The sequence below is a fragment of the Chryseobacterium gambrini genome (assembly GCF_900156825.1).
GTDB lineage: Bacteria > Bacteroidota > Bacteroidia > Flavobacteriales > Weeksellaceae > Chryseobacterium > Chryseobacterium gambrini.
Map to the genome: position 1 here is coordinate 406,230 of NZ_FTOV01000001.1, position 23,684 is coordinate 429,913.

At 36.5% G+C, this 23,684-nt stretch carries 23 protein-coding genes; 8 read left to right on the forward strand and 15 right to left on the reverse strand.

All coding sequences use genetic code 11. The features are described 5' to 3' along the window. Positions 1 to 15 precede the first annotated feature (15 nt). From BW951_RS01895 to BW951_RS01940, 9 genes are all read right to left on the reverse strand, one after another. Positions 16 to 261: a hypothetical protein gene (locus BW951_RS01895; RefSeq protein WP_076390229.1), complete on the reverse strand. Its 246-nt coding sequence runs from the start codon at positions 259 to 261 to the stop codon at positions 16 to 18. Positions 262 to 543: 282 nt separating this feature from the next. Further along, positions 544 to 1,158, reverse strand: a complete 615-nt coding sequence (locus BW951_RS01900; protein ID WP_228427461.1) for a Crp/Fnr family transcriptional regulator — start codon at positions 1,156 to 1,158, stop codon at positions 544 to 546. Between the two features lie 512 nt (positions 1,159 to 1,670). Then, the gene (locus tag BW951_RS01910) at positions 1,671 to 1,892 is read right to left on the reverse strand and encodes a hypothetical protein (RefSeq protein WP_076390231.1); all 222 of its coding nucleotides are present in this window, start codon (positions 1,890 to 1,892) and stop codon (positions 1,671 to 1,673) included. A 174-nt stretch (positions 1,893 to 2,066) separates the two neighbouring features. After that, positions 2,067 to 2,663 carry a Crp/Fnr family transcriptional regulator gene (locus BW951_RS01915; RefSeq protein ID WP_076390232.1) on the reverse strand — a complete coding sequence of 199 codons (597 nt, stop codon included), beginning with the start codon at positions 2,661 to 2,663 and terminating at the stop codon, positions 2,067 to 2,069. Further along, complete coding sequence (ytxJ, locus tag BW951_RS01920; protein ID WP_076390233.1) at positions 2,663 to 3,040, reverse strand: bacillithiol system redox-active protein YtxJ; 378 nt, start codon at positions 3,038 to 3,040, stop codon at positions 2,663 to 2,665. The genes BW951_RS01915 and ytxJ overlap by 1 nt, the downstream gene beginning before the upstream one ends. Next, positions 3,037 to 3,498, reverse strand: coding sequence for a DUF1569 domain-containing protein (locus BW951_RS01925; protein WP_228427463.1), 462 nt, complete (start codon positions 3,496 to 3,498; stop codon positions 3,037 to 3,039). The genes ytxJ and BW951_RS01925 overlap by 4 nt, the downstream gene beginning before the upstream one ends. After that, positions 3,492 to 4,028 carry a YfiT family bacillithiol transferase gene (locus BW951_RS01930; protein WP_076390234.1) on the reverse strand — a complete coding sequence of 179 codons (537 nt, stop codon included), beginning with the start codon at positions 4,026 to 4,028 and terminating at the stop codon, positions 3,492 to 3,494. The genes BW951_RS01925 and BW951_RS01930 overlap by 7 nt, the downstream gene beginning before the upstream one ends. Beyond that, positions 3,985 to 4,608, reverse strand: a complete 624-nt coding sequence (locus tag BW951_RS01935; RefSeq protein WP_076390235.1) for a hypothetical protein — start codon at positions 4,606 to 4,608, stop codon at positions 3,985 to 3,987. The genes BW951_RS01930 and BW951_RS01935 overlap by 44 nt, the downstream gene beginning before the upstream one ends. 449 nt (positions 4,609 to 5,057) lie before the next feature. Next, positions 5,058 to 6,200: a DEAD/DEAH box helicase gene (locus BW951_RS01940; protein WP_076390236.1), complete on the reverse strand. Its 1,143-nt coding sequence runs from the start codon at positions 6,198 to 6,200 to the stop codon at positions 5,058 to 5,060. A 314-nt stretch (positions 6,201 to 6,514) separates the two neighbouring features. On the opposite strand from BW951_RS01940, the gene pncA reads away from it, so the two are divergent. Next, positions 6,515 to 7,120 carry a bifunctional nicotinamidase/pyrazinamidase gene (gene pncA / locus BW951_RS01945; protein ID WP_076390237.1) on the forward strand — a complete coding sequence of 202 codons (606 nt, stop codon included), beginning with the start codon at positions 6,515 to 6,517 and terminating at the stop codon, positions 7,118 to 7,120. Positions 7,121 to 7,715: 595 nt separating this feature from the next. Here the strand turns inward: pncA and BW951_RS01950 are convergent. Continuing rightward, a complete protein-coding gene (locus tag BW951_RS01950; protein WP_228427465.1) occupies positions 7,716 to 8,864 on the reverse strand; it encodes a pseudouridine synthase in 1,149 nt (382 codons plus the stop codon). Positions 8,865 to 8,967: 103 nt separating this feature from the next. On the opposite strand from BW951_RS01950, the gene aroB reads away from it, so the two are divergent. The 4 genes from aroB (at position 8,968) to BW951_RS01970 (ending at position 12,633) form a co-directional block, all read left to right on the forward strand. Next, a complete protein-coding gene (gene aroB, locus BW951_RS01955; RefSeq protein ID WP_076390238.1) occupies positions 8,968 to 10,020 on the forward strand; it encodes a 3-dehydroquinate synthase in 1,053 nt (350 codons plus the stop codon). 270 nt (positions 10,021 to 10,290) lie between these two features. Then, on the forward strand, positions 10,291 to 10,974 hold the full coding sequence (locus BW951_RS01960) for a porin family protein (protein ID WP_076390239.1): 684 nt from the start codon (positions 10,291 to 10,293) through the stop codon (positions 10,972 to 10,974). Between the two features lie 245 nt (positions 10,975 to 11,219). After that, complete coding sequence (locus tag BW951_RS01965; RefSeq protein ID WP_076390549.1) at positions 11,220 to 11,936, forward strand: porin family protein; 717 nt, start codon at positions 11,220 to 11,222, stop codon at positions 11,934 to 11,936. A gap of 118 nt (positions 11,937 to 12,054) precedes the next feature. Continuing rightward, positions 12,055 to 12,633, forward strand: a complete 579-nt coding sequence (locus BW951_RS01970; RefSeq protein ID WP_076390240.1) for a porin family protein — start codon at positions 12,055 to 12,057, stop codon at positions 12,631 to 12,633. Between the two features lie 70 nt (positions 12,634 to 12,703). Here BW951_RS01970 and purF read toward each other — a convergent pair whose 3' ends face one another. From purF to BW951_RS23165, 5 genes are all read right to left on the reverse strand, one after another. Further along, positions 12,704 to 14,203, reverse strand: coding sequence for an amidophosphoribosyltransferase (gene purF / locus BW951_RS01975; protein ID WP_076390241.1), 1,500 nt, complete (start codon positions 14,201 to 14,203; stop codon positions 12,704 to 12,706). A gap of 120 nt (positions 14,204 to 14,323) precedes the next feature. After that, a complete protein-coding gene (gene purC / locus BW951_RS01980; RefSeq protein WP_076390242.1) occupies positions 14,324 to 15,043 on the reverse strand; it encodes a phosphoribosylaminoimidazolesuccinocarboxamide synthase in 720 nt (239 codons plus the stop codon). A 30-nt stretch (positions 15,044 to 15,073) separates the two neighbouring features. Next, positions 15,074 to 15,769 (reverse strand): DUF3307 domain-containing protein, encoded by a 696-nt coding sequence (locus tag BW951_RS01985; protein ID WP_076390243.1) that lies wholly within the window; start codon positions 15,767 to 15,769, stop codon positions 15,074 to 15,076. Between the two features lie 2 nt (positions 15,770 to 15,771). Further along, complete coding sequence (locus tag BW951_RS01990) at positions 15,772 to 16,377, reverse strand: SatD family protein (RefSeq protein WP_076390244.1); 606 nt, start codon at positions 16,375 to 16,377, stop codon at positions 15,772 to 15,774. 127 nt (positions 16,378 to 16,504) lie between these two features. Then, positions 16,505 to 18,370 (reverse strand): endonuclease, encoded by a 1,866-nt coding sequence (locus BW951_RS23165; RefSeq protein ID WP_076390245.1) that lies wholly within the window; start codon positions 18,368 to 18,370, stop codon positions 16,505 to 16,507. A 209-nt stretch (positions 18,371 to 18,579) separates the two neighbouring features. On the opposite strand from BW951_RS23165, the gene BW951_RS02000 reads away from it, so the two are divergent. From BW951_RS02000 to BW951_RS02010, 3 genes are all read left to right on the forward strand, one after another. Next, positions 18,580 to 19,719, forward strand: a complete 1,140-nt coding sequence (locus BW951_RS02000; RefSeq protein ID WP_076390246.1) for an acyl-CoA dehydrogenase family protein — start codon at positions 18,580 to 18,582, stop codon at positions 19,717 to 19,719. Positions 19,720 to 19,754: 35 nt separating this feature from the next. Then, positions 19,755 to 20,252: a DinB family protein gene (locus BW951_RS02005; RefSeq protein ID WP_076390247.1), complete on the forward strand. Its 498-nt coding sequence runs from the start codon at positions 19,755 to 19,757 to the stop codon at positions 20,250 to 20,252. A gap of 205 nt (positions 20,253 to 20,457) precedes the next feature. Further along, positions 20,458 to 23,388: a zinc-dependent metalloprotease gene (locus BW951_RS02010; protein WP_076390248.1), complete on the forward strand. Its 2,931-nt coding sequence runs from the start codon at positions 20,458 to 20,460 to the stop codon at positions 23,386 to 23,388. Positions 23,389 to 23,684: the final 296 nt, after the last annotated feature.

Sequence of the window (23,684 nt, forward strand, 5' to 3'; positions counted from 1 at the left end):
TGTGGTTTATCTTTTTCAAGATGGCTTGTGTGTATCTTTAGAAGTTTCTTTTAGTTCTTCCTTTTTCATTTGGTCTGAAGCATCCATCAGTGCATTTTCAGCAAAATAAATATCTTTTATTGCTGAAATAAAGAACCTGTGAAGCGAAGAATTCTCCATTTCATTTTCATTCACTGCATTATTTTCTGTCTGTCTGCTTTTTTCAGATGAAGAATCTGCGGCGTTACTTTTATCTTTATTATCTGTGGTTTTGGCTACCATGATTTTTTTGGTGTTTGATGTTCATTAAAAATTACCTCTCTGCATAATCACAAATAAAGAGGTAATCCGGAAGAGTATTATGAGTTATAAACATTCCCCCGAATCCTGATCGGATAAAGTTCAGGCTCCTGCTATTTTCTTATGTTGAATTTGATTTAAAGTATTTACAAGATCCGCTTTGAAAGTGTGACCTGTAAATATCCAAAGTAATGTAAGTGAAACAGATAATAAATCTACGACTGAAAATGTGCCGTTTTTATGACTTCAGTCATATTGATCTGATTAATACAAAATTTTTCGGCTTTCTATTTTTAAACTGCCTTCTTTTTCCATTTTTTTCAGGGTTCTGATCACCGTTTCTACGCGTAATCCGGTAAGATTGGCAATCTGCTGTCTTGTAAGATCTACATGAAAACACTGTTCGCAGTCTCCTTCATGATAACTTTTAAGATAATCCAGCAGACCTTTCAGCCTTACAGCAGGATTCTGGGAAGACATATTCTGCAGCATGATCGCTTTAAAATACAATCTTTGGGAAAGGCAGGAATTCATTTCCAGAGATATTTTCGGATTTTTTTCCAAAAGGTTCATGAAATTTTTCTTTGTAAGCCTTATGATTTCTACATCCGTCATGCATATTGCATTCATCACGTAGAATTTTTCTAAAAAAAGCATGGGATCTCCAAAGCTTTGTTTTTCTCCTAAAATATTATGGATAAACTCTTTGCCTTCTTCATTATAGCTGTTCTGCTTTACTTTTCCTTTTACAATCTGATAGTAATAAAAGGCGTTGTCTCCTTCTTTATAGATAATTTCCTTTGCTTTATAAAATCTATCTTCTGCTCCGAATGTATATAATAATTCAGGATCAATATTCATGCAGCTTATAGTTTTCATATTTTTAGAATTTTAACAATTCTTCTACAAAAAAAAGACCATAAATTCTATATTTAATACAATATTTTCCGTTTTCTGATTTTTACAGTCTGTTTTCTCTCATGAGCTTACTCGTTTAGACGGGAGTTTCCCATAAGGACAGCCATCTGTTGTCTCATAAACTGTGCTGAGTTTAACCTTTCCTCTGATGATGTGATGATAATAATTGGGATGGCTTACTTCGGTAAATGTGCTTTTCGAAGGTTTGTAGTCTTTGATACTGGCTCCTACCGAATGCAAAATTTCTTCTTTAATAATCATATAAATTATTTTTAATATTTCTTTAATTATAAAGCATTCTTAGTAGAAATAAAATTGGAAATACATTTTATATATGCAAAAATCGCACCCAAAATTTATTTACGTTTGAAGAATACTCGATAAAAAATATTGTCTTCAGAATAAAAATTCATTACTCAAGTTAAACCCGCTTCTTAATCTGAAAACGGGTTTTTCATTTAATTATGTGAAATTTATTTTGCCGTTTTTGTACTGTCTGCCTCCTTTCCTGCGGAACGTACCGTTGTACTGTTTGCCAAAGGAATGGAATCATTAGACATTGTTGTGGTTGCATTAACAGAAGAATCCGTTATCGTGGCAGAATCATAGCCGGAATCGGAAGTTGTTGAGTTTTCTTTTTTCTGACAACTCCATACCAGAAGCCCAAGAAGGGCAATTGACAGGATACATTTCATAATATTATATTTTAAGTGGTGTGATCTTTCAAAAGTAGGATAATATTATGTTAAGTGTTTATGACCTTGGTCATAAGAAAAATTGATACTCAAATGAAAATCTGAGAATTATATGAAATTAATTATTAAATAGGCTTAAACCAATTTTAAGTCTAAATAAATTTATTCAAAAGATTATTTGCTGTCCGGAACGAAGTTTTTTCTTGCGAGTTCTTTTCTAACGCGGCTCAGACTTTCCGGAGTAATGCCAAGATAAGAGGCGATCATCCACTGTGGAACCCTCAAAAGCAAATCCGGATACATTTTAATGAACTTCATATATCGTTCTTCCGCAGTTTCTGCAAGAAGGGAATTGATTCTGTCCTGAAGGCTTTTGATGTGTTTCTGAAGAAGAATATCACTTTTTTCGAGGCTGTCGGGGAATTCTCCGATCAGTTTGTTGATGAAATCCGGATGCAGCAGAAGCACTTCCGAATCTTCTACGGCTTCAATATAGTAAACAGATTTTTCATTAAAATAAAGACTGCTTCGGTCTGAAGTAAGCCAGCTTTCCGGCGCAAACTGAATGATATGCTCTTTCCCGTTTTTATCGATGGAATACATTTTCAAAAGTCCTTTTTCTACAAAATAAATATATCTGCAGACTTCCCCGTATTGTAAAAGAAACTGATTTTTCTGCACTTTTTTCACTTCATAATGCAGACTGCACATATTCACTTTTTCTAAAGGAACATTTAAAACTCTTGCTAAATAATTATTGATATTCGTCATTATATAATTTGGTCTACCGATATACTCTGGTGTGAAGCGTTATTAATGGCTTTTCCGTTTTCTATCACAATAAGTTGCGGACTCTGGTGCGTTACTCCCAAATCTTCTGCAATCTTATTGGAAATCGGTCTGTGAGCCAACAAATCTAAGTAATATAAATCTATTTTCTGATCCAGATTTTCTATTTCTTTTTCAAAATTTTTCAATACGGTTTTGCTGATGAAGCAACTTGTTGAATGCTTGAATATTGCAATCCTGTGCTGAAAAGAACTTTCAACGGCTTTCTGAAGGTCTTCCTCGGATTCTATCTTTTTCCAGAATGATTTCTGTTCCGTAGCCTCTCCTTTTCCGCCAAATATTTTATCAAAAAAACTCATATCCCAAATTGTTTTAAGTGATGATCCAGATGTTTATACTCTAAAAATCCCCAGTCTTTTTCTTTCATTCTTCCAAAAAGTTCGTGATGAAGAGGTAAATTTCCGTTTTCAAAATTAATACGGTAATCGCAAAGTGTTTTCAGAAGGTTTTCTTTTTCTACATCAAAATCACACTCAAAATTAACAATAAGTTTTTGAAAAGTCGGCATATTTCGGGGAATTCCGTTGTTAAAAATTTGCATTTCTATTTTTGTGGCAATTCCTATCCACCGAAAAACACTATGTATCGAAGGAAGTATTACCTTTTTCTGTGGCACTAAAAGTACATCACTGCAATGTCTCATCATCTGACTGACATTCATTTTTCCCCACTTTTTTGGCGAATTTTCTTTCAGGCAGGATATCCTGTTTATAATTTCCTTAAAATCTTCAGGATTATGGAGACTCTTCTTTACCAACCTTTTTCTTTCTTCAGATTTTCGATGTGCGCAAAATGATGATTACAGTGCCATGCGTACAGCGCAAGATAACTCCTCAGATTATAGTTTTTATTGTGTTCCGGATGATGAAAAGTTCTTTCAAACTGTTTGTTGGTCATGCTTTTTAACAGAGCCGTCCATCTCTGGTGAGTACCTTTCAGCATTCTCATGGCAGGTTTTACTGAGATATTCTGGCTGTCCTGAAGTTCTGCCCATTTTGCTTCGTCATAAGGTCTTATCGTAGGGTTTTCTTCCGTAAGAGCGAGTTTCAGGCGCATAAAACTGTTGATATGACTGTCCGCCAGATGATTCACCACCTGTCTTACCGTCCATCCGCCTTCTCTGTATTGGGTATCGAGCTGATCGTCGCTGAAATCTTCAATCAGATTTTTCAGTCTTCCCGGAAAATCTTTAATAACTTTAATATATTCATCAAGCGTTATGTCGCAGATATTTTCAGGCTGTTTAAACTGACCTATCGGAAATTTCTTTTGTTCTAAGTTGCTCATCTTTAATTATAATTTTTAATACGCTAAACAGAATAACAGCGTCTTTATCTTTTAAATAGTATAACATTCTGTTTTTATAATTATCCTCTCTTGAGAAAATCATAAAATGATGGTGATATTGTTTTAATTCCAGATCTTCAAACAAAATTTCTGTCTTATTAAATCTGATTCTGTCTTCAGCAATTTCAATTCCTGAAACACTGAATTTTTCATTATTCTTGAATTTTAAATAATAATTCCTTGTAATATCTCGAATAAATTTATCCCATAATTCATCAATAATATCGCAATATAACTGATGCTTTTCGGTTAATTTTCTTCTGTAAAAAAGCTTGAAATTAATTTTAAGTTCCCTTCCCGATTTATTTTGGATAAAAATTAAATATTCTCTTCCAATATAAAACTTCAAACCTCTTATAAAATGAATACCATAGCGAATTCCGGCAATATCTTCCTTGTTAATAATCGTAAATAAATCATTGTTTTGATCTTTATTTTCAAATTTTATAAAATTATCGTCAATAATTAATGATCTTTTCCGGTTATCCAACAATCCGCGAACAATGGTAAATTCTTTCATAAAATGCCGATGTGTCTGAAATTATTGTTCAGACTTTTTTTGAATATTAGTTTTTGTAAATTTATTAAAATTTAAAGAAAACTGAATATGAAAAAGAATTAACCAATGAAAATCTTTGATTTTCTTCTTATGCGATCTTTTGCAGTAAAATCCCTCTGTCATTCTGAATGGAATTTTTCGCAGCATTATGCAATGAAGAATCTCTTAAAACGTTGTGATTTGAGATCTTTCGGCTTCACTTCGTTGCGCTCAAAATGACAAATAAGACAAAAGATTTGGGTCTTTATTAAAAGTTAACAAGCGTAAGAAGAAAAGAGCACAACATTTTTTAAAAATCTTTGATCTTTTACTTTTGAGCACTTTTTATTGTTCTTGAACTTAGCTTTGTCATTCGCTTTTGTAGTTAAATAAAAAAAGCCTCAATTTTAAAATTGAAGCCCTGTATTTTATTAATAACCATGCAGATTAACATCCTCCGTTCTCTGCAGAGTAACTTTCCTTCCCATTTTCTTTTGGATTACGCGGAAATGCTGCAATTCGTCATCCGTTAAAATAGTAATCGCCGTTCCCTTTTCATTGGCACGTCCTGTTCTTCCGATTCTGTGAATGTAATCCAAAGGCGAACGCGGCAATTCGTAATTAATGACGCATGGTAAAGATTCTATGTGGATTCCACGACCGATCAGGTCTGTAGCAACCAAAATCTGAGCTCCGTTCGATTTAAATTCTTCCAAATTATTTCTTCGCGCTCCCTGCGATTTCTGACTGTGAATGGCAACCGCTTTTATTTTGTTTTTCTTTAATTTTTCAACCAGATTATCTGCTGCCCTTGTTGAAGATACAAAAATCAAAGCTTTCTCCACCTTTTTTTCTTTGATTAAATAGCGTAAAAACGGCCCTTTATTTTCCGGAGCCACATGATAAGCCAACTGTTCGATATTGTCTATTTCAACTTCTTCTTTTTTAATCTCAACAATCGTCGGATTGATGGATAAACGCTCTTTCATCTCAGAAACTTTATCATTCAAAGTGGCAGAAAACAAAGTTGTCTGTCTGGCAACAGGCATCATTGCGAAAAGCTTATTCATCTCTTCACCAAAGCCTAATTGAAACATCTTATCCGCCTCATCAATCACCAGATGCTGAATTCCGGAAATGCTCAACGCGTTATGATCGATCAGATCCAATAAACGACCGGGCGTAGCGATGAGAACTTCAACCCCGAATAATCCTTTCATCTGCGGATTGATGGAAACACCGCCATAAACTGCCATGGTACGAACTTCACGCTTTAAATTGTCTGTAAAAGCCCTGAAAACCTCATCAATCTGAATCGCCAGTTCACGGGTAGGAACCAATATAAGAACCTGAACGTTACGGTCTTTTTTTACCTCCGTGTTTTGTAGTTTTTCTAAAATAGGCATCACAAAACAAGCCGTCTTTCCCGAACCGGTCTGTGCAATTCCCATCAGATCTTTTCCCTGCAAAATAACGGGAACAGCCTGTTCCTGTATCGGAAAAGGTTTCAGATACCCCAGTTTTTTAACGGAACGAATAATATTGTGCGATAATCCTAAAGACTCAAATGACATAAAAAATTTATTTCGTGCAAAGATAAGCTATTGGAATTTTAGTCATACTCTTAATTTGTTGCTAATCGCAAAGCCGATGTTATCTTCGATACAATGGATTAATACAAAAATGCTGTTGAAAATTATTGATGTTCTTGCGACTAAAAAGGACATAACTGTTAAAAACAGGTAGCAACTTTACGATTACCAAAAATAAATCAAACCTCTGTCAAAAAATTATTAAACGAAATGCCGATTTGTCCGATAATTCTGTTTTGGACAATTTTTTGAAGCTAAGAATTCGTAGATTTATCAAAAATTTCGAGATTTTAAATATGAAAAAAGCGTTAATAATCGTAGATGTGCAGAATGATTTTTGTGAAGGAGGAGCTTTGGCAGTTCCGGGAGCCAATGAAGTAATTCCTTACATCAATGCTCTGATGGAAGAAAACGAATACGATCAGATAGTACTTACCCAGGATTGGCATCCTGCAGATCATAAAAGTTTTGCCAGCAATAATGGCAGAAAAGTAGGCGAAAGCATTATTTTAAATGGGGTTCCGCAGTTTATGTGGCCCAATCACTGTATTCAGGGAACTTTCGGGGCAGAATTCCATAAAGATCTTAACAGACAGAAAGTAACCCACATCGTACAAAAGGGTAAAAATGTAGAAATCGACAGCTATAGCGGTTTTCAGGACAATAATCATTTCATGAAAACAGGTCTGGACGATTTTTTAAAGTTTCATGACATCCAGTTGGTGGAAATCGTAGGTCTTGCTATGGATTACTGCGTAAAATATACCTGTACCGATGCTGTAGCCAATGGTTATGTAACCTGTCTTCACTTCAACGGAACACGTGCCGTAAATGTAAAGCCGGATAACGGAAGAGATGCCATTTATGATATGATCCAGAAAGGGGTTACGGTTTTGGGATAGTTTTTAAACACAAATTGCACTAATGCTTTTTCACAAATAGCATCATTTAATATTAAACTTAATAATGAAGTTGTTTAAAGTAAAAGAGTTTGCTCCTTTAGGAGCAGAATCTGTGTAGAAATAAGAATAAATCCGTCAATCAATCCATAGGATTGATATCTTAAATATGATAAATTTCTAAAGATAGCGTTCCTACGGAACGCAGAATGCCTTGCGAATATGGTGTCTACACAGATAAAACTCTATAGAGTTTTCTACCATTTTACTTTAAACAACTTTAATATAACTATCGCAAAGACTCAAAATATTCTTTAATACTGTCTTTTCTTAAGGCGCAAAAATTTTATCAACGATAAAATTAAGCATTAATCCTTCTTGAAAATCTTTGATTTTCTTGCGTCTTAAAGATTGGAGAACTAATGAAAATCTTGCGTCTTTGCGCTTTCCAACAAGAAGATTTTATTAATACAAAGATTTAAACAAACTTATTGTGATATTAGTGCAAAAGGAATTATGGCATTCGTGTTAAAGCAAAAAAAGACGCTGAAAAAATTTCAACGTCTTTTTTATTTTCAGCTTAAAATTTACTTCAAAATTAAAGCATTTTAAGATTATTCACTTCCTGTTCTGTAAGGATTCTCCAGTGTCCTCTTTTGATGTTTTTCTTCGTTAATCCGGCAAACATTACTCGGTCTAAGGCTTCCACTTCATATCCTAATCTCTGGAAAATTCTTCTGATAACACGGTTCCACCCGATGTGGATTTCAATTCCCACTTCATTTTTCGGTTTTCCTTCGATGAACGAAATCTGATCTACTTCGGCAACTCCTTCATCCAGACGGATTCCTTCCGCAATAAGCTTCATATCCTCATGTGTAAGCTTTTTATCCAGCGTAACGTGATAGATCTTTTTTGCATCAAAAGACGGGTGCGTTAATTTCTTCGTCATGTGACCATCGTTCGTTAAAAGAATAACACCTGTTGTAGAACGGTCTAATCTTCCTACCGGAAAAACTCTGTACGGTGAAGCGTTCGCTACAAGATCCATTACTGTTTTTCTGGCTTTGTCGTCTTTTGTAGTAGAAATATACCCTTTCGGTTTGTTAAGAAGAACGTAAACCGGTTTTTCAGGGGTAATATTCTGTCCGTCAAAAACCACCTTATCCGTTTTCTGAACCTGATAACCCATTTCCGTTACCACTTTTCCGTTTACTTCCACAAGACCTTGCGTAATCAGCTCATCGGCTTCTCTCCTGCTGCAGATTCCGGAATTGGCGATGTATTTATTCAGACGGATGGTGTCTTTATGTACATCTTTCTCAATTTTATTCAGTCTTCTTTTCTGTACAAAAGATTTATTTTTATCTTCCCTGTTTTCTGTTCCGGGTCTTCTTCCGTATTTCAGGCTGCCTCTTTCGTATTTATCTCTTGTATCAAAAGTATTGGGTCTGCTTCCTCCTCTTTTTGGGGCAGATTTGCCGAAAGATTTTTTCTCTTCACCCGAATTGGTGATAAAAGGCTGCTGTTCCGTTTTTCCGAATTTCTTATCCATTCTGTCCTGATAACTGGTACCGGTACTTCTTCTGGAGTCTGAATTTCTTTCGCCTGCTTTAGGGAAAGATTTTTTAAAAGGTTTTGATTCTGAAGAATTTCCAGATCTGGAAGCACGAGAATTATCAGAATTTTTCTTAGTTGAAATTCTTGGTCTCTTTGGTCGTTCTGAATTATTATTATCTCTGCTCATTCTAAAAATTTCTGCAAAGATAGTATATTTAATAACGAGTTAAAAATTAAGAATCATAACTTTGCAATATAGTTTTACATTTAACCTTACAGAAAATCTGAAAATGATAACAATATTAAACGATAATTTTTCTCAATTAAACGACTTCTTACACGAAAAATCTTTCAGCAAAATCTTTATTCTGGTTGATGAAAATACTCATGAATATTGTCTCCCAATCCTTTTAGGAAATATGGAAACGGATCTTGGCTTTGAAATTCTGGAGATTGAAGCAGGTGAAGAAATGAAAAATATACAGACGGCAAACCAGCTTTGGGAAATTCTTACGGAAATGCAGGCAGACCGAAAAGCTCTGGTTATTAATCTCGGCGGCGGCGTTATTACAGATATGGGCGGTTTTGTAGCATCTACTTATAAAAGAGGAATACAGTTTATTAATATTCCGACCACACTTTTATCGATGTGTGATGCTTCCATCGGAGGAAAAACAGGGATCGATCTGATGCATTATAAAAATATGGTGGGAACTTTTACTTTTCCTGAGAAAATCTTTGTTTATCCGAAATTTCTGGAAACGCTGCCTTTTAAAGAATTAAGAAGCGGATTTGCCGAAATGCTGAAACACGGATTAATTGCCGATAAATCTCACTGGGAAAATCTCACCCAGATCAATAAACTGGACATTGAAGGCGTAATTCCGCATATTCAGACGTCGATGGATATTAAACAGAATGTTGTTCAGGAAGATTTTCACGAGAAAAACATCAGAAAAACACTGAATTTTGGTCATACGATCGGTCATGCCGTTGAAAGTTTATGTTTAGGTCAGGGAAATCCTATTCTTCATGGGGAAGCTGTGGCAATGGGAATGATTACGGAAGCGCATCTTGCTTATCTTGAAGGTTTAATTTCTGAAGAAGACACTACGATTATTATCGAAAGCATTCAAAAATACTATCCTTACCTTGATATCAGCGATTTTAAAGACGAAGCTATTTTTGATCTTTTACTGAATGATAAAAAGAATACGGACAGCAAGATCAATTTCTCGTTGATTACCGGAATCGGGGCGTGTAATTTCGATCATCAGTGCAGCCTGAAAAACATCACGGCTTCTTTAGATTTTTACAGAAAACTGAATGATGTTTCTCTTTAATTTCTGAAAATTCTGATAAAAATCTAACTTATTTTCAGCATAATTCAGAATTTAGATTATTTCTAAACAAATGTTTAATTGAAAAATTAAATTTCTGAAAATCAAAATATTAAAATAAAACCCGTTTGTTTTTACAGGCGGATTTTTCTATGACATTTATCATAATCTGTTTTTTGGCAAGCAATTTGAAAGATACTCTCCGTCAAACGAAAAAATTGACAGTAGTAAAATTTAAAATTAGAAAATAGTAAAAATTAAAAAATTAAAGTTATGAAAAAGTTAATTTTAGGAGTAGCACTTACAGCTGGTTCATTAGCATTCGCTCAGACGACAGGTTCGTCTTCAAGCCCGGTAAGATTTGGTATCAAAGGTGGGATGAACGTAGCTTCTCTTTCTAAAGATGCAAGTCTTGAAGATCAAAAATCTAAAATCGGATTTAACGCAGGTGTTTTTGCAAATATTCCTTTAGCAAGTTCATTCAGTGTTCAGCCGGAGGTTTTATATTCTCAGTACGGAGCTAAAGTAAAAAGCACTGACGAATTTACTGCATTAGGTACAACAACAAGAAACGTTGAGTCTTATTCAACTCATTTAGATTACATCGCTGTACCGGTAATGTTCCAGTATAACTTCGTTCCAAACTTTTACGTAGAAGCAGGACCTGAATTCGGATTCCTGGTAAGCGCAAAAAATAAAGGAGACAGAACTACTACTGTAACCAACGGTTCAGGAACAACAACTTCTTCAGCAAGCTATACAGATGATATCAATAAAGATAACCTAAACACATTTAACTTCGGTATCGGTTTAGGAGCAGGATATTATTTCACAGATAACCTTGGTATTACTGCAAGATATGTTGCAGGTGTAACAGACGTTGCTAAAAACAGACCAAATGGTTCTGATGCAACAAGAAACAACACATTCCAGGTTGGGTTAGCTTACAAATTCTAAGAAGCTGATTCAGTAAAAACAATTTTGATTTCAATACATAAAAAGGTCAGGTTTCATCATGAAGCCTGACCTTTTGATTGGATAATAAAATACCATTCAACACATAATAATTCACTCCAAAAATTGTGAATTATTAACATTTCAAAATCTAAAAATCATTTATTTGGCAAGCATTTTGTAAAATAACTGTTACCTGAATGAAAATTTCAGGAAACAAAAAAGTAGTAAAATTTAAATGTAAAATTATGAAAAAGTTATTTCTAGCAATGGCAGTAACAGGAGGAGTATTTGTGTTTGCACAGGAAGTAAAAACAACAGCTACACCACCGGTGAAAATGAAGGAGCCTGTAAGATTTGGTATTAAAGGAGCGGCAACCGCTTCCCAATTCAGCGAACAGGAACTTACAGCCAAAAACCAGAAAATAGGATTTAATGCAGGTGTTTTCGTAAATGTACCATTATCTGAAAAGTTTGCATTACAGCCGGAAGTTTTATACAACCAGATGGGTGCAAAAAGTGTACTTTCCGATACGGAAGTTACCACAGGAGCTACAACCGTAAGAACAAAGCAGGATTACAGTACTACGCTGAACTACATTTCCGTACCGGTAATGCTTCAGATGAAACCTACCGATAATTTTTATGTAGAAGCAGGTCCGGAAGTAAGTTATTTTGTAGACGGTAAAAACAAAGGTGAACAGACTATTGCCACAACCACTGCGGGAACAACCACTACACAGACTTTATCAGCTTCAGAAAGCATTAACAAAGACGATATTAAAAAGTTTAATTTAGGCTTTGGAGTCGGTCTGGGATATTACTTTACCCGTAATCTCGGCATCAATGCGAGATATGTGAACAGTCTTACCCACATTTACAACAATTCTGACGCAGTAACCGATGCTCAGAAAAACGTAAATACAAACAGAGCATTCCAGTTAGGACTGAACTATAAGTTTTAAATAAAAAACAATTTTTGATTTCATAACAAAGATCAGGTTTCATCATGAGGCCTGATCTTTTTCTTTTTATTAAATTTGCAACACTTTAATAATAAACATTCATAAAAATTAATAAACTATGAAAAAGATTTTTCTAGGACTTGCGATTACAGCAGGTACATTATCATTTGCACAGGAAAAAGCAGCAGCTTCAGCTTCACCGGTAAAATTCGGAGTAAAAGCGGGACTTAACGTATCTTCTATTAACGATAACGATTCTAAAGCAAAAGCAGGATTCTACGGAGGTTTCTTTGCAAACATTCCTGTAGCCAGTTCTTTCAGCGTACAGCCGGAAGTTTTGTATAACGGAATGGGTGCTAAAGACAAAACCTATTCTTCTGTAAAGCTTAATCTGGATTATATTTCAGTTCCTGTAATGGTACAGTACAATGTTCTTCCGGATTTATATGTTGAAGCTGGTCCACAATTCAGTTTTGCAATCAGCCAAAAATTAAAAGGTGACGGAGGTTCTGTAGATGTAGATCAGGCTTTCAAAGGTTTTGATCTTGGTTTAGGTCTTGGAGCCGGTTATTATTTTGAGCAGAAATTCGGAATTACGGCAAGATATGTTGCAGGACTTACGGATATCGCAGAAAACAATACAGGTGATGCAGTAAGAAACGGCGTTTTCCAGGTTGGTGTAGCGTATAAATTCTAAGCAGTTTAAACAGAATAAAAAATGTCAGACTTAAAATTTAAGTCTGACATTTTTTATTTCAGGAAATATTTTAATTGAATAATTCTACCTCCTCTCCTTTTCCTACAGGATATTCTTCCGTGAAACACCCGAAACAGTGATTGGCAGAGCCTAAAATTTCTTTAAGATTTTCAACGCTTAAAAATTCAAGAGAATCTACTCCTAAGTAATCTCTAAGTTCTTCCGTAGACATATTGGCAGAAATCAGATCGTCTTTCGACGGGGTATCGATTCCCAGATAACAAGGAGCGATAATCGGCGGAGAAACGCTTCTGAAATGAATTTCCTTCACGCCTGCATCTTTAAGAATCTTAACGAGTCTTTTTGAAGTGGTTCCACGTACAATGGAATCATCAATAATCACGACTCTTTTATCTTTAATCTCGGAAATAATCGGATTCAGTTTCAGGTTCACTACTCTTTCTCTCATTTCCTGAGTCGGTACAATGAAACTTCTTCCGATGTATCTGTTTTTAATTAAAACCGGACGGAAAGGAATTCCCGAAGCCTTGGAAAAACCAATGGCAGCCGGAACTCCGGAATCCGGAACTCCAATCACAACATCTGCTTCCACAGGAGCCTGATGCCAGATTTTTTCTCCGGATTTTTCCCTGATTTCGTACACATTAATATTTTCTAAAGTAGAATCGGGTCTTGCAAAATAAATATATTCAAAAGAACAGATTCTCTGCTTTCCTTTTTCTTCATCTACCATGTAAGAATGAAGTTTTACGGGTTCGTTTTCATTGGTATAAATAATTTCTCCCGGTAAAATATCACGCACATACTGCGCTCCTACTGCATCTAAAGCCACAGACTCTGAAGCAACAACATAAGAGTTTTCGTTAATTGCTCCCAAAACCAAAGGACGGATTCCGTTGAAATCACGGAATGCGAAGAATTTATTTCTCGTCATCCCGACAACCGAATAAGCACCTTCAATTTTCTCCATGGTTGCTTTAATGGCTCCGCGAAGTCCCAGATCAAGGTTTTTCTGAATCAATCTTAAAATAACCTCAGAATCGGACGTTGCTCTGAACACAACTCCTTCAGCTTCCAGTTCTGTTTTCAGTTCTTTGGCATTGGTTAAGTTACCGTTGTGTGCAATGGAAAGGATAATCTGGTCGTATTCGTTTTTCGCGAAAAACGGCTGAAAATTATATTTCTTTTTGTCTCCTGCAGTCGTATAACGCGTGTGTCCGATCGCAGAATTTCCCATAAAAGTTTCAGGATCGTTGATCTCTTTATAAACATCCAAAACCAGACCTTCATCTTTCATATTGGTAATTTTCCCGTTTTTAAGAACAGAAATACCACAAGCTTCCTGACCTCTGTGCTGTAATGCAAAAAGACCGAACTGTGAAAGTGAAAACGTATCCAGATCATTATCAGAATACATTCCGAAGATTCCGCACTCCTCGTTTGGAGCATCTAATCTTTCTTCTTCCTGTGTTCTGAAGAGATTTCTTCCGTAGGTTTGGGTTTCAAATTGTTTTAAATATTCACTTTTATGAATGTCTAAACTTTTCATTTCTATTTTTTCTAAATTTTGATGGTGGAAGCCGGGAGCTCGAAGTCTGAAGTTCACAACAAAACCATTGCGTATTCAGATAAACTTCCAGCTTCCAACTTCTCGCTTCTGCCCTAGTAATTATTTAGCAAGTACCGTTTTCAGTCTGTTATAGATCTCAACGTAAGCTTCGGTAACTTCACCAAGATCTCTTCTGAATCTGTCCTTATCCAGCTTCTTCATCGTATCTTTGTCCCAAAGTCTGCAGGTATCCGGAGAAATTTCGTCTGCAAGGATAATTTCACCATCTGCAGTTTTTCCTAATTCAATTTTGAAATCCACTAAGATGATGTTCATTTTATCGAAAAGATCGATTAAGATTTCGTTGATGTCTGAAGTTAATTCATACATTTCATCAAGCTCCTCATACGTTGCAGCTCCTAAGAATACTGCGTGGTGATCGTTAATTAGCGGATCTCCCAATTCGTCTTTTTTGTAGCAGATATCGAAGATGGTAACCGGAGATTTAATTCCTTCTTCCACTCCCAGTCTCTGCGCCATGCTTCCTGCCGAATAGTTTCTTACCACCATTTCCAAAGGAATGATGGATACTTTTCTTACCAACTGCTCTCTTTCGTTCAGTTGTTTAATGAAATGAGTCTTAATCCCTTTTTCATTCAGATATTCAAAAATAAGAGTCGTGATCGCGTTGTTCATCTCTCCTTTAAGATCTACAGATCCTCTTTTCTGAGCATTAAATGCAGTAGCATCGTCTTTGAAACGTACCACTACTTCATTAGGATTATCGGTTGCAAAAACCTGTTTTGCCTTACCTTCGTACAACATTTCTTTCTTTTCCATTTTCTAAAATTACTTTTTATTAGATTTATATTACTTAATTAAAATTCCTGTTAAAACTGCCATTCCAAAGCTCAGAAGGGTTCCGATGAGAACGTATTCGGTTAATTTCCTCTGCTTTGCCTGAGCAAGATCACTAAATCTGAAAACAGATTTTGCAGCGACCATAAAACCTACGCCTTCCCAATGATTAACTACAATAAAGGTGAAAACCAATAAACGTTCTAAGATCCCGATATATTTTCCGGCGCTCGATAAAGATTCGGTTTGTATGTTATTCTGTGTTTCGGGAACCGGAGTCCACGAAGACAATAATATCTTGATAAAAATGGAAGCCGGTGTCGTTAAAAACAAAGCTGCCATGATGATTTTTAAAATTTCCTGATTTTTTAAAAAGTCAAAATTAAATTCATTGAAATAAAAGGAAATTCCTGCAATCACGGCAATATGCAAAGCCTGATCGGTAAAAAACCATGATTTTTTAGATTTTGCGGTCTGAAAACTCAGTTTTGCAGTATCAATAATGAAATGGGAGAATCCCACCAAAAGGGCGACCCACCAAAGTTGAGTATTCCAGAGGAAAATAAAACTCAGAATGGTGTGGATGAGAACATGAAGGTACAAATATCTGCTTTTCAGCTTTTTGTTTTCCTTCTCTGCAACCCATGAATTTGGCTGAAGAATAAAGTCTCCAAATAAATGCGCCAATATGAGCTGAATAAAAACCATGCTTACAGTTCGGATATTTTTTTTCTGAAATATTGATTGGTTTCTACGATCAGTTCATAGTTTGCACGCTTCAGTCTCTGGCTTACAGAAGATTGCGAGATGGCAAACTTTTTCGCAAGATCTTCCTGCGTGATGTCTTTATTCATAATCATCTCATGAATAATTTCTGCATTGGCAACCGTCCAGGAATCAAAATCTTTGGAAGACCATTTCAGCAGAATATTAAGGTCCCGGTCTACGGAATCATTGGATGTTTTAATGGAAACGGTATGTCCGTCATTTTTCAGATCATTCAGAAGTCTTCCGGAATGCACATAAGCCGTTCCGTTGGATTCGGTGATTTTTTCAGATGAAAAATTTTCTTCACCAATACCGATGGCAATTCTTACGTCTAAATTTTCCTGACTTTTTATAAGTGATTTTATGGCGAGAAAACGCCAGAATACTTCATCTATCTTACATTTGAACTGAAATTCGTCTCCCCTGTAGATTTCCCATGTACCGGGAGCGCTTCCCCAATGTTCGAGAAGATTTTTAAGCTTGGTGATCCAAACCTCTGTTTCCGCGTGCTGCGAATTTATAATATCTCCGGTAATGACCGCTATCATTCTGCAAATATAAGCATTATTACTTATAAATAAAAAATATAAGCAGAAACACTTATAGATAATGATTATTAGTGAATCTGCTTATATCGATTTTATATTTATTTTCCCTTTTCAGGAAATCAAGAGCTTACTTTTTGATAAACTGATAGATTTTATCATCAATTTTCAATAAATATGTACCTGTAGATAAATTTTGAACAGAAATGCCTTTTTTGTTCTTAAATGGATTTTGTTCAGTATAAATCAGTTTCCCTGAAAGATCTAAAATCTGTGCTGATTTTATATTTTCTGTTTTTCCACTTACAAAAACATGATCGTTCACAGGATTCGGATAAATTTTAAATTCATTATTCTGGGCAAGAATCGCTTCTGCCGTTGCCAAGGTTCCTAAACTCTGACAGTAATTACTTGCGTAAGAATCCCATTCCGAAATATTAAACGTCGTTGTCGGCTGCGCGATATTGGATTTTCTGTATAAAGACACATTCCCCAAAACCGAAGAATTGTTTGTGCCCGAAACACCTATAGCATCAACTGTTGAAGACTTGTACCTCAGTTCGAGATACTGACTTCCGGAATACGTCATCTGCGGAGCCGCTGTTACAAACTTTGCCTGATTGATCGTGTAGCAGGAGAAATTGGCATCCGGATTCAACACCACAAAAGTTTCGTTATTCTGAACAGTTCCTTCCAGCTCATAAGGATCCACAAAATAATAATTTGTTCCGCTGGTAAACTGAATGGACAGTCTGTAGTCGCTTAAATTTACAGGGTGTCCTGTTTTATTGGTGATTTCAATGCCTTTATTGTTCGAAGTTCCTTCAAGATATTTTGTTACCATTAAATCTTTGGCATAAACATCCGAAGCTAAAGTGGTAACAGAAGCGGTATTACTGTCCGGAGAAAGCAAGTATCCGTTGTCATAAGCTTTCACCGTAAACGTATACGCTGTAGAAGGCGTAAGATGATCTGCCGTGAACGTTGAATTCTTTGTTGCGCCCACCAACGTTCCGTTCTGATAAATTTTATACCCGATCACATCTGTACTCGTACTTGGAGTCCAGCTTAGTGTTGTAAAATAAGCACTGTTTTGCGCTACTGTTAAATTTGTGGGAGTTTGCGGTGCCACTGCATCGGGAGTCTGTCCCCATATCGTATTTACCCACGAAGGATTATCAATAAAAGGATTTCTGTTTTTCTGTATCCCATAAACCGCATTGTTTCTGTCGATCTCCCTTTGAGAAACAGGATCTTGCTGATGCCACTGAAGCAGCATGGCGATATAAGCAGGATCAAAAGCCCTTTCTTCCGTTCCGTCCAAAGGATTGGTATCGGAAGCCGGATTGGCGTTATTATTAAAATTAAACGTTCCTAATTTGCCTTCATACCGTACTGCAAAGTACAGCAGACTTCTCGCAACATCTCCTTTAAATTCATTAATTGGCTCATACACTCTTCCGGTATAAGTAATTCCCGGAATCGCACAATTCCCTATTCTTGAACTGTTGGTAAACGTATAATAAATCGTAGAACCTACAATTCCGTAAGGGTAATTGCTTCTCAGCTGATTGATTCTTGCATCCGTAGGAACCACATAAAACAGATCGGAATACATCGGATAATTGCTGTAAAAAGTACTTTGCGGCATCATATGTTCACGGTTCCAGCCCTGTCCTTCCGCCGAAGCACTCCCGATAATATTTGCCGTTGTATATTCATAAGCATCCGGACCGGTAGGAATTTCAGAATACATATCGAGCAGAATCGTCGTATTGCTTGGTCCGTAATCGTAATATTTATCTAAATCTGTCTGATTATAATAATTGGTAAGATCACCATAATGCCAGTTTATATTTTTCGCCGAGATGATATCATGGAGCTTCGACTTTAAGGTGTAACCCGTCAAACCTGTGGTTCCATCGTAATATCCTGCAGGAGCCTGAGCTGCAAAATAAGATGAAATCATAATAATAGGCAGTAGAAATTTTTTCATGCTTTAAAAATTGGGTGGCTAAAATAGTAAATTAATCTGCTTAAAGTTCGGAAAATTTTATTAAAATATCATTAATTTTAAGAATATAAAAAATTGAAAACTAGATTTTTGGAACGATCATCTTATGGGTTAAATAATTTTTTTGGGCGTTACGGCAATTTAATTATCTTTGGGAACTAACTATTATCTATATAAATACAGATATCTATATGAATACAGAGACTATTGACAACATCAAAATGATAGCGGAAACGGCAAGAGAATTTGCTGAAAAGAATATCAGACCTAATATTATGGAGTGGGACGAAAGCCAGACTTTTCCCAAAGATCTATTTCATGAGTTAGGAGAAATGGGCTTCATGGGGATTGTTATTCCGGAGCAGTACGGAGGTTCAGGTCTTGGTTATCATGAATATGTAACGATTTTGGACGAGATTTCGCAGGTAGACCCATCCATCGGTCTTTCTGTGGCAGCACACAATTCACTTTGTACCAACCACATTTATGAATTCGGAAACGAAGAGCAGAGAAACAAATGGCTTCCTCAGTTGGCTTCCGGTAAAGTAATCGGAGCTTGGGGACTTACAGAACACAATACAGGTTCAGATTCAGGAGGAATGTCTACCACTGCAGTGAAGGATGGAGACGAATGGATCATTAACGGAGCTAAAAACTTCATTACCCACGCTATTTCAGGAGACATCGCTGTTGTAATGACGAGAACAGGAGAAAAAGGAGCTAAAAATAATTCTACCGCTTTCGTTTTAGAAAAAGGAATGCCCGGTTTTTCTTCCGGTAAAAAAGAAAATAAGCTGGGAATGAGAGCTTCTGAAACCGCTGAATTAATCTTTGATAACGTTCGCGTACCGGATTCTCACAGATTAGGCGAAGTAGGTGAAGGTTTCAAACAGGCAATGAAAATTCTTGACGGAGGAAGAATTTCTATCGCAGCTTTAAGTTTAGGAACTGCGAGAGGAGCTTACAAAGCTGCTTTAAAATATGCTAAAGAAAGACAGCAGTTCGGAAAATCCATTTCAGAATTTCAGGCAGTTAACTTCATGTTAGCGGATATGGCAACAGAAATTGATGCAGCGGAACTATTGATCCAAAGAGCTTCAACGTTGAAAAACGCTAAGCAAAAAATGACAAAAGAAGGAGCAATGGCAAAATTATATGCTTCTGAAGCCTGCGTAAGAATTTCAAACAATGCAGTACAGATTTTCGGAGGATACGGATATACAAAAGATTTCCCGGTAGAAAAATTCTACAGAGATTCTAAACTTTGCACCATCGGAGAAGGAACTTCCGAGATCCAGAGACTGGTTATCGGCAGAGATATTACAAAATAAATTTTAACTAAATTATTTCAAAAAAACATCAACAAATGATTAAACAGGCATTATTAGGTGAATTTTTGCATGAAGCAGAAAATACCCGAAAACTTTTACAGGCAATTCCGGACAGCGCTTTGGATTATAAGCCGTCTGAAATTAACTGGACAACAGCCCAGTTGGCTTCCCATGTAGCCGAAGTTTACAACTGGTACGAAGGAACATTCAATCAGGATGTATTCGATATGGGGACATATCAATATGATAAAGGCGATATTTCCAAAGCGGAAAACATTGTTGCCAAATTTGAAGAAAATGTTGCGAAAGCTCAGAAAGCCATTGAAAGTTGGGACGAAAACACCATGATGAACGAATGGAGAATGGAAATGGGAGGAAATTCAATCTTTCCGCCAATGCCGAAAATACAGGTAATCCGTTCGTTTTTGTATAATCATTTGTACCATCATCGCGGAGAACTGGTTGTGTATTTAAGATCTACAGGAAATAAAGTTCCGGGACTGTACGGACCGACTGCAGATGATCAGTTTTAAAAATTAGAATTATCCGATTAATAATTCAATAGCATCCGTATTTTGCGGGTGCTATTTTCTTTTTTTGAGAAATTCACCAAATATTGACATTTAATGTATCGCATAATTATTTAAACGAATTATCTAAATTTTTCTTAAAAAATTTTATTTTTCATAACATATTTTTTATTAGCTTTGATATTCCACAATCAAATAGAAAACTTGTATGAGAAAACAACTATTGGTGATTGGAATGCTTGCATCAGGTATTTCATTCGCTCAGACCGACCGACTTTGGTCTGAAACGTCAGGAAAATCAGCTACTGAAATTTTTGAAAACAAATTAACTATTAACAATCCGAAAATCTACAGTCTGGATATTAATGGTTTAAAAAATGCTCTTGCAAAAGCTCCCAAAAGATTAGCTGCAGGAGAAAAGTCTGAAATTATTATCTCTTTCCCGAATTCTGAGGGAAAAATGGAAAATTTTAAAGTAAGAGAAAATTCTAATTTCGATCCTCAACTGGCAGCAAAATATCCGGACATCAAATCGTATATCGGTGAAGGATTAGGAGACTCCGGTTCCACTGTTTATTTTAGCGTTTCGCCTCTGGGATTATCATCCATGGAAATTTATGGAGATAAATCAGCGGTTTTCATCGAGCCTTATTCAAAAGATCTTTCAACCTATGTTGTTTATAAAAAATCTGATAAAAAAGACGATTTAAGCAAGTTCGAATGTACCGTAATCGACGTTGCGCAAAAAGGCGTTGCAAATACAACCAATCTGGTGGCAAGACCAAATGCCGATGATGCAAAACTGAGAACATTCAGGTTAGCACTTTCCTGTACCGGGGAATACGCAACGTATTTCGGAGGAACAAAAGCCAATGCTTTAGCGGCAATGAACAACACAATGACCCGCGTAAACGGTGTTTTTGAAAAAGATTTTGCAGCGAGAATGGTTTTAATCGCAAATAACGATTCAGTAATCTATACCAATGCTTCTACAGACCCTTATTCTCCTGCTTCCAGCTTAAGCAACTGGAACTCACAGCTTCAGTCTACATTAACTTCGGTTATTGGGGAAGCAAATTATGACGTCGGTCACTTATTCGGAGCTTCCGGAGGTGGCGGAAATGCAGGATGTATCGGCTGTGTTTGTACAAACGGCTCAAAAGGAAGCGGTTATACTTCTCCGGCAGATGCAATTCCTTCAGGAGATAACTTCGATATCGACTATGTAGCACACGAATTAGGGCATCAGTTCGGCGGAAACCACACCTTCTCTATGAACAATGAAGGAACAGGAGCCAATATGGAGCCGGGTTCAGGATCAACAATCATGGGATATGCGGGAATTACTTCTCAGGATATTCAGCCGCATTCTGATGCTTTCTTCCACGCGATCAGCATTCAGCAGATTACTAATAATATCAAAGCAAAAACCTGCCCTACAAGCACAAGTACAGGAAATTCAATTCCTACGGCAAATGCAGGTTTAGATTATACCATTCCGAAAGGAACACCGTTTATGTTAACAGGATCAGGAACAGATGCAAACGGAGATTCTTTAACATACATCTGGGAACAAATGGACAATGCGTCGTCTTCACAAACCGGAGCAAGTTCTGCGGCAAGCGCTACAAAAGCAACAGGACCAACGTTCAGATCATGGACACCGCAAACTACCCCGGTAAGATACTTCCCAAGAATGGCTTCAGTTCTGGCAGGAGCTACCACGACAGCAGGATCTGAGATTACTGTTGAAGCACTATCCAATGTAGCAAGAACGTACAATTTCAGATTTACGGTTCGCGACAACAGAGCCGGAGGTTCCGGAAATAACTCGGATGATGCAGTGATCACGGTAAACGGAACAGCAGGACCATTCAGTGTAAGCTCTCAAAATACCGCAACAACCGTTACAGGAGGAACTTCCCAAACCGTAACATGGAATGTGGCAGGAACAACAGCGAATGGTGTAAATGCAGCCAACGTAGATATTCTTTGGTCTACAGACGGAGGAAATACATGGACTACTCTATTGGCGGGAACTCCAAACGACGGAACACAGGCGGTAACGATCCCGAATACGTCTACCACAACAGGAAGAATCATGGTAAAAGGTTCCAACCACATTTTCTTTGATGTGAATAATGCCAACATTACCGTAAATGCAGGTTCAGGAACTTCAGATACTACTGCTCCTACTGCTCCAACTCTTGCAGCTTCCGGAACAACTTCTACAAGCACCAATCTTTCATGGTCCGGAGCAACAGATAACGTAGGGGTTACAGGTTATGATGTTTATCAGGGAACTTCATTAGTAGGTTCTACCGCATCAACTTCCTACACAGTATCCAGTTTATCTCCTTCTACTACATACAGCTTCACTGTTAGAGCTAAAGATGCAGCAGGAAATGCTTCGGTTTCCAGCAACACGGTTTCTGTAACCACTTTAGCAGGTACAGCGGTTTCTTACTGTTCTGCTTCAGCGAATAATACTGCTGATGAAAGAATAGGAAATGTAACGTTCGGAAGCATTAACAATACTTCAACAGGAACGGCAGGTTACGAAAACTTTACTTCAGTTTCTACGAATGTAACAAGAGGTTCTGCGTACTCACTTTCCATTACTCCGGTTTGGACATCAACCAAATATAATGAAGCTTATGCTGTTTATATTGATTATAACAGAGACGGAGATTTCGCAGACAGCGGAGAATTGGCTTGGTCTAAAACAGGATCTACAACAAGTCCGGTAACAGGATCTATCACGATTCCTTCAACAGCAACCGTAGGAACTACAAGAATGAGAGTAATGATGCAGTACAGCTCTGTACCTACATCTTCTTGTGGAACGTATACGTACGGTCAGGTAGAAGATTATACTTTAAATATTGTATCATCAGGAAGAGGAAATATTTTAGATACAAAAGATATGATTACAGATATCCGAGTGTATCCGAATCCTGCAAAAGATATTTTAAATATCTCAAATACAACGAACGAAGAGTATAAAATCTTCGACATGGGTGGAAAACTAATCAATTCAGGAAAACTTGAAAGAGGCGCGGTAAATGTAAGCGGTCTTATTAAAGGTGCTTACATGATCCAGATTGGAGAAGTCTCTAAGAGATTCATCAAAAACTAATTGCTTCACTCAATTAAGCTTTGAGGTAAAAGGCTGTCCGGAAACGGACAGTCTTTTTTGTTTCTGATTTTCGTGTTTCGAAATATAAGATGCAGGTCTTCTTTTATGTTTTATCATACTAAACACAACGATTATTTAAAATTTATTTTCAACCGCAAAATGATATACTTCCACTATCTGCATAAATTCCAAATAGGATTAAATTCTTAAAAATCATTTAAACACAAATCCCACAAATATTTTCACCAATATTCACAATCATTGAAAATCTGAGAGATTTGTGAAAGAAAAAATCA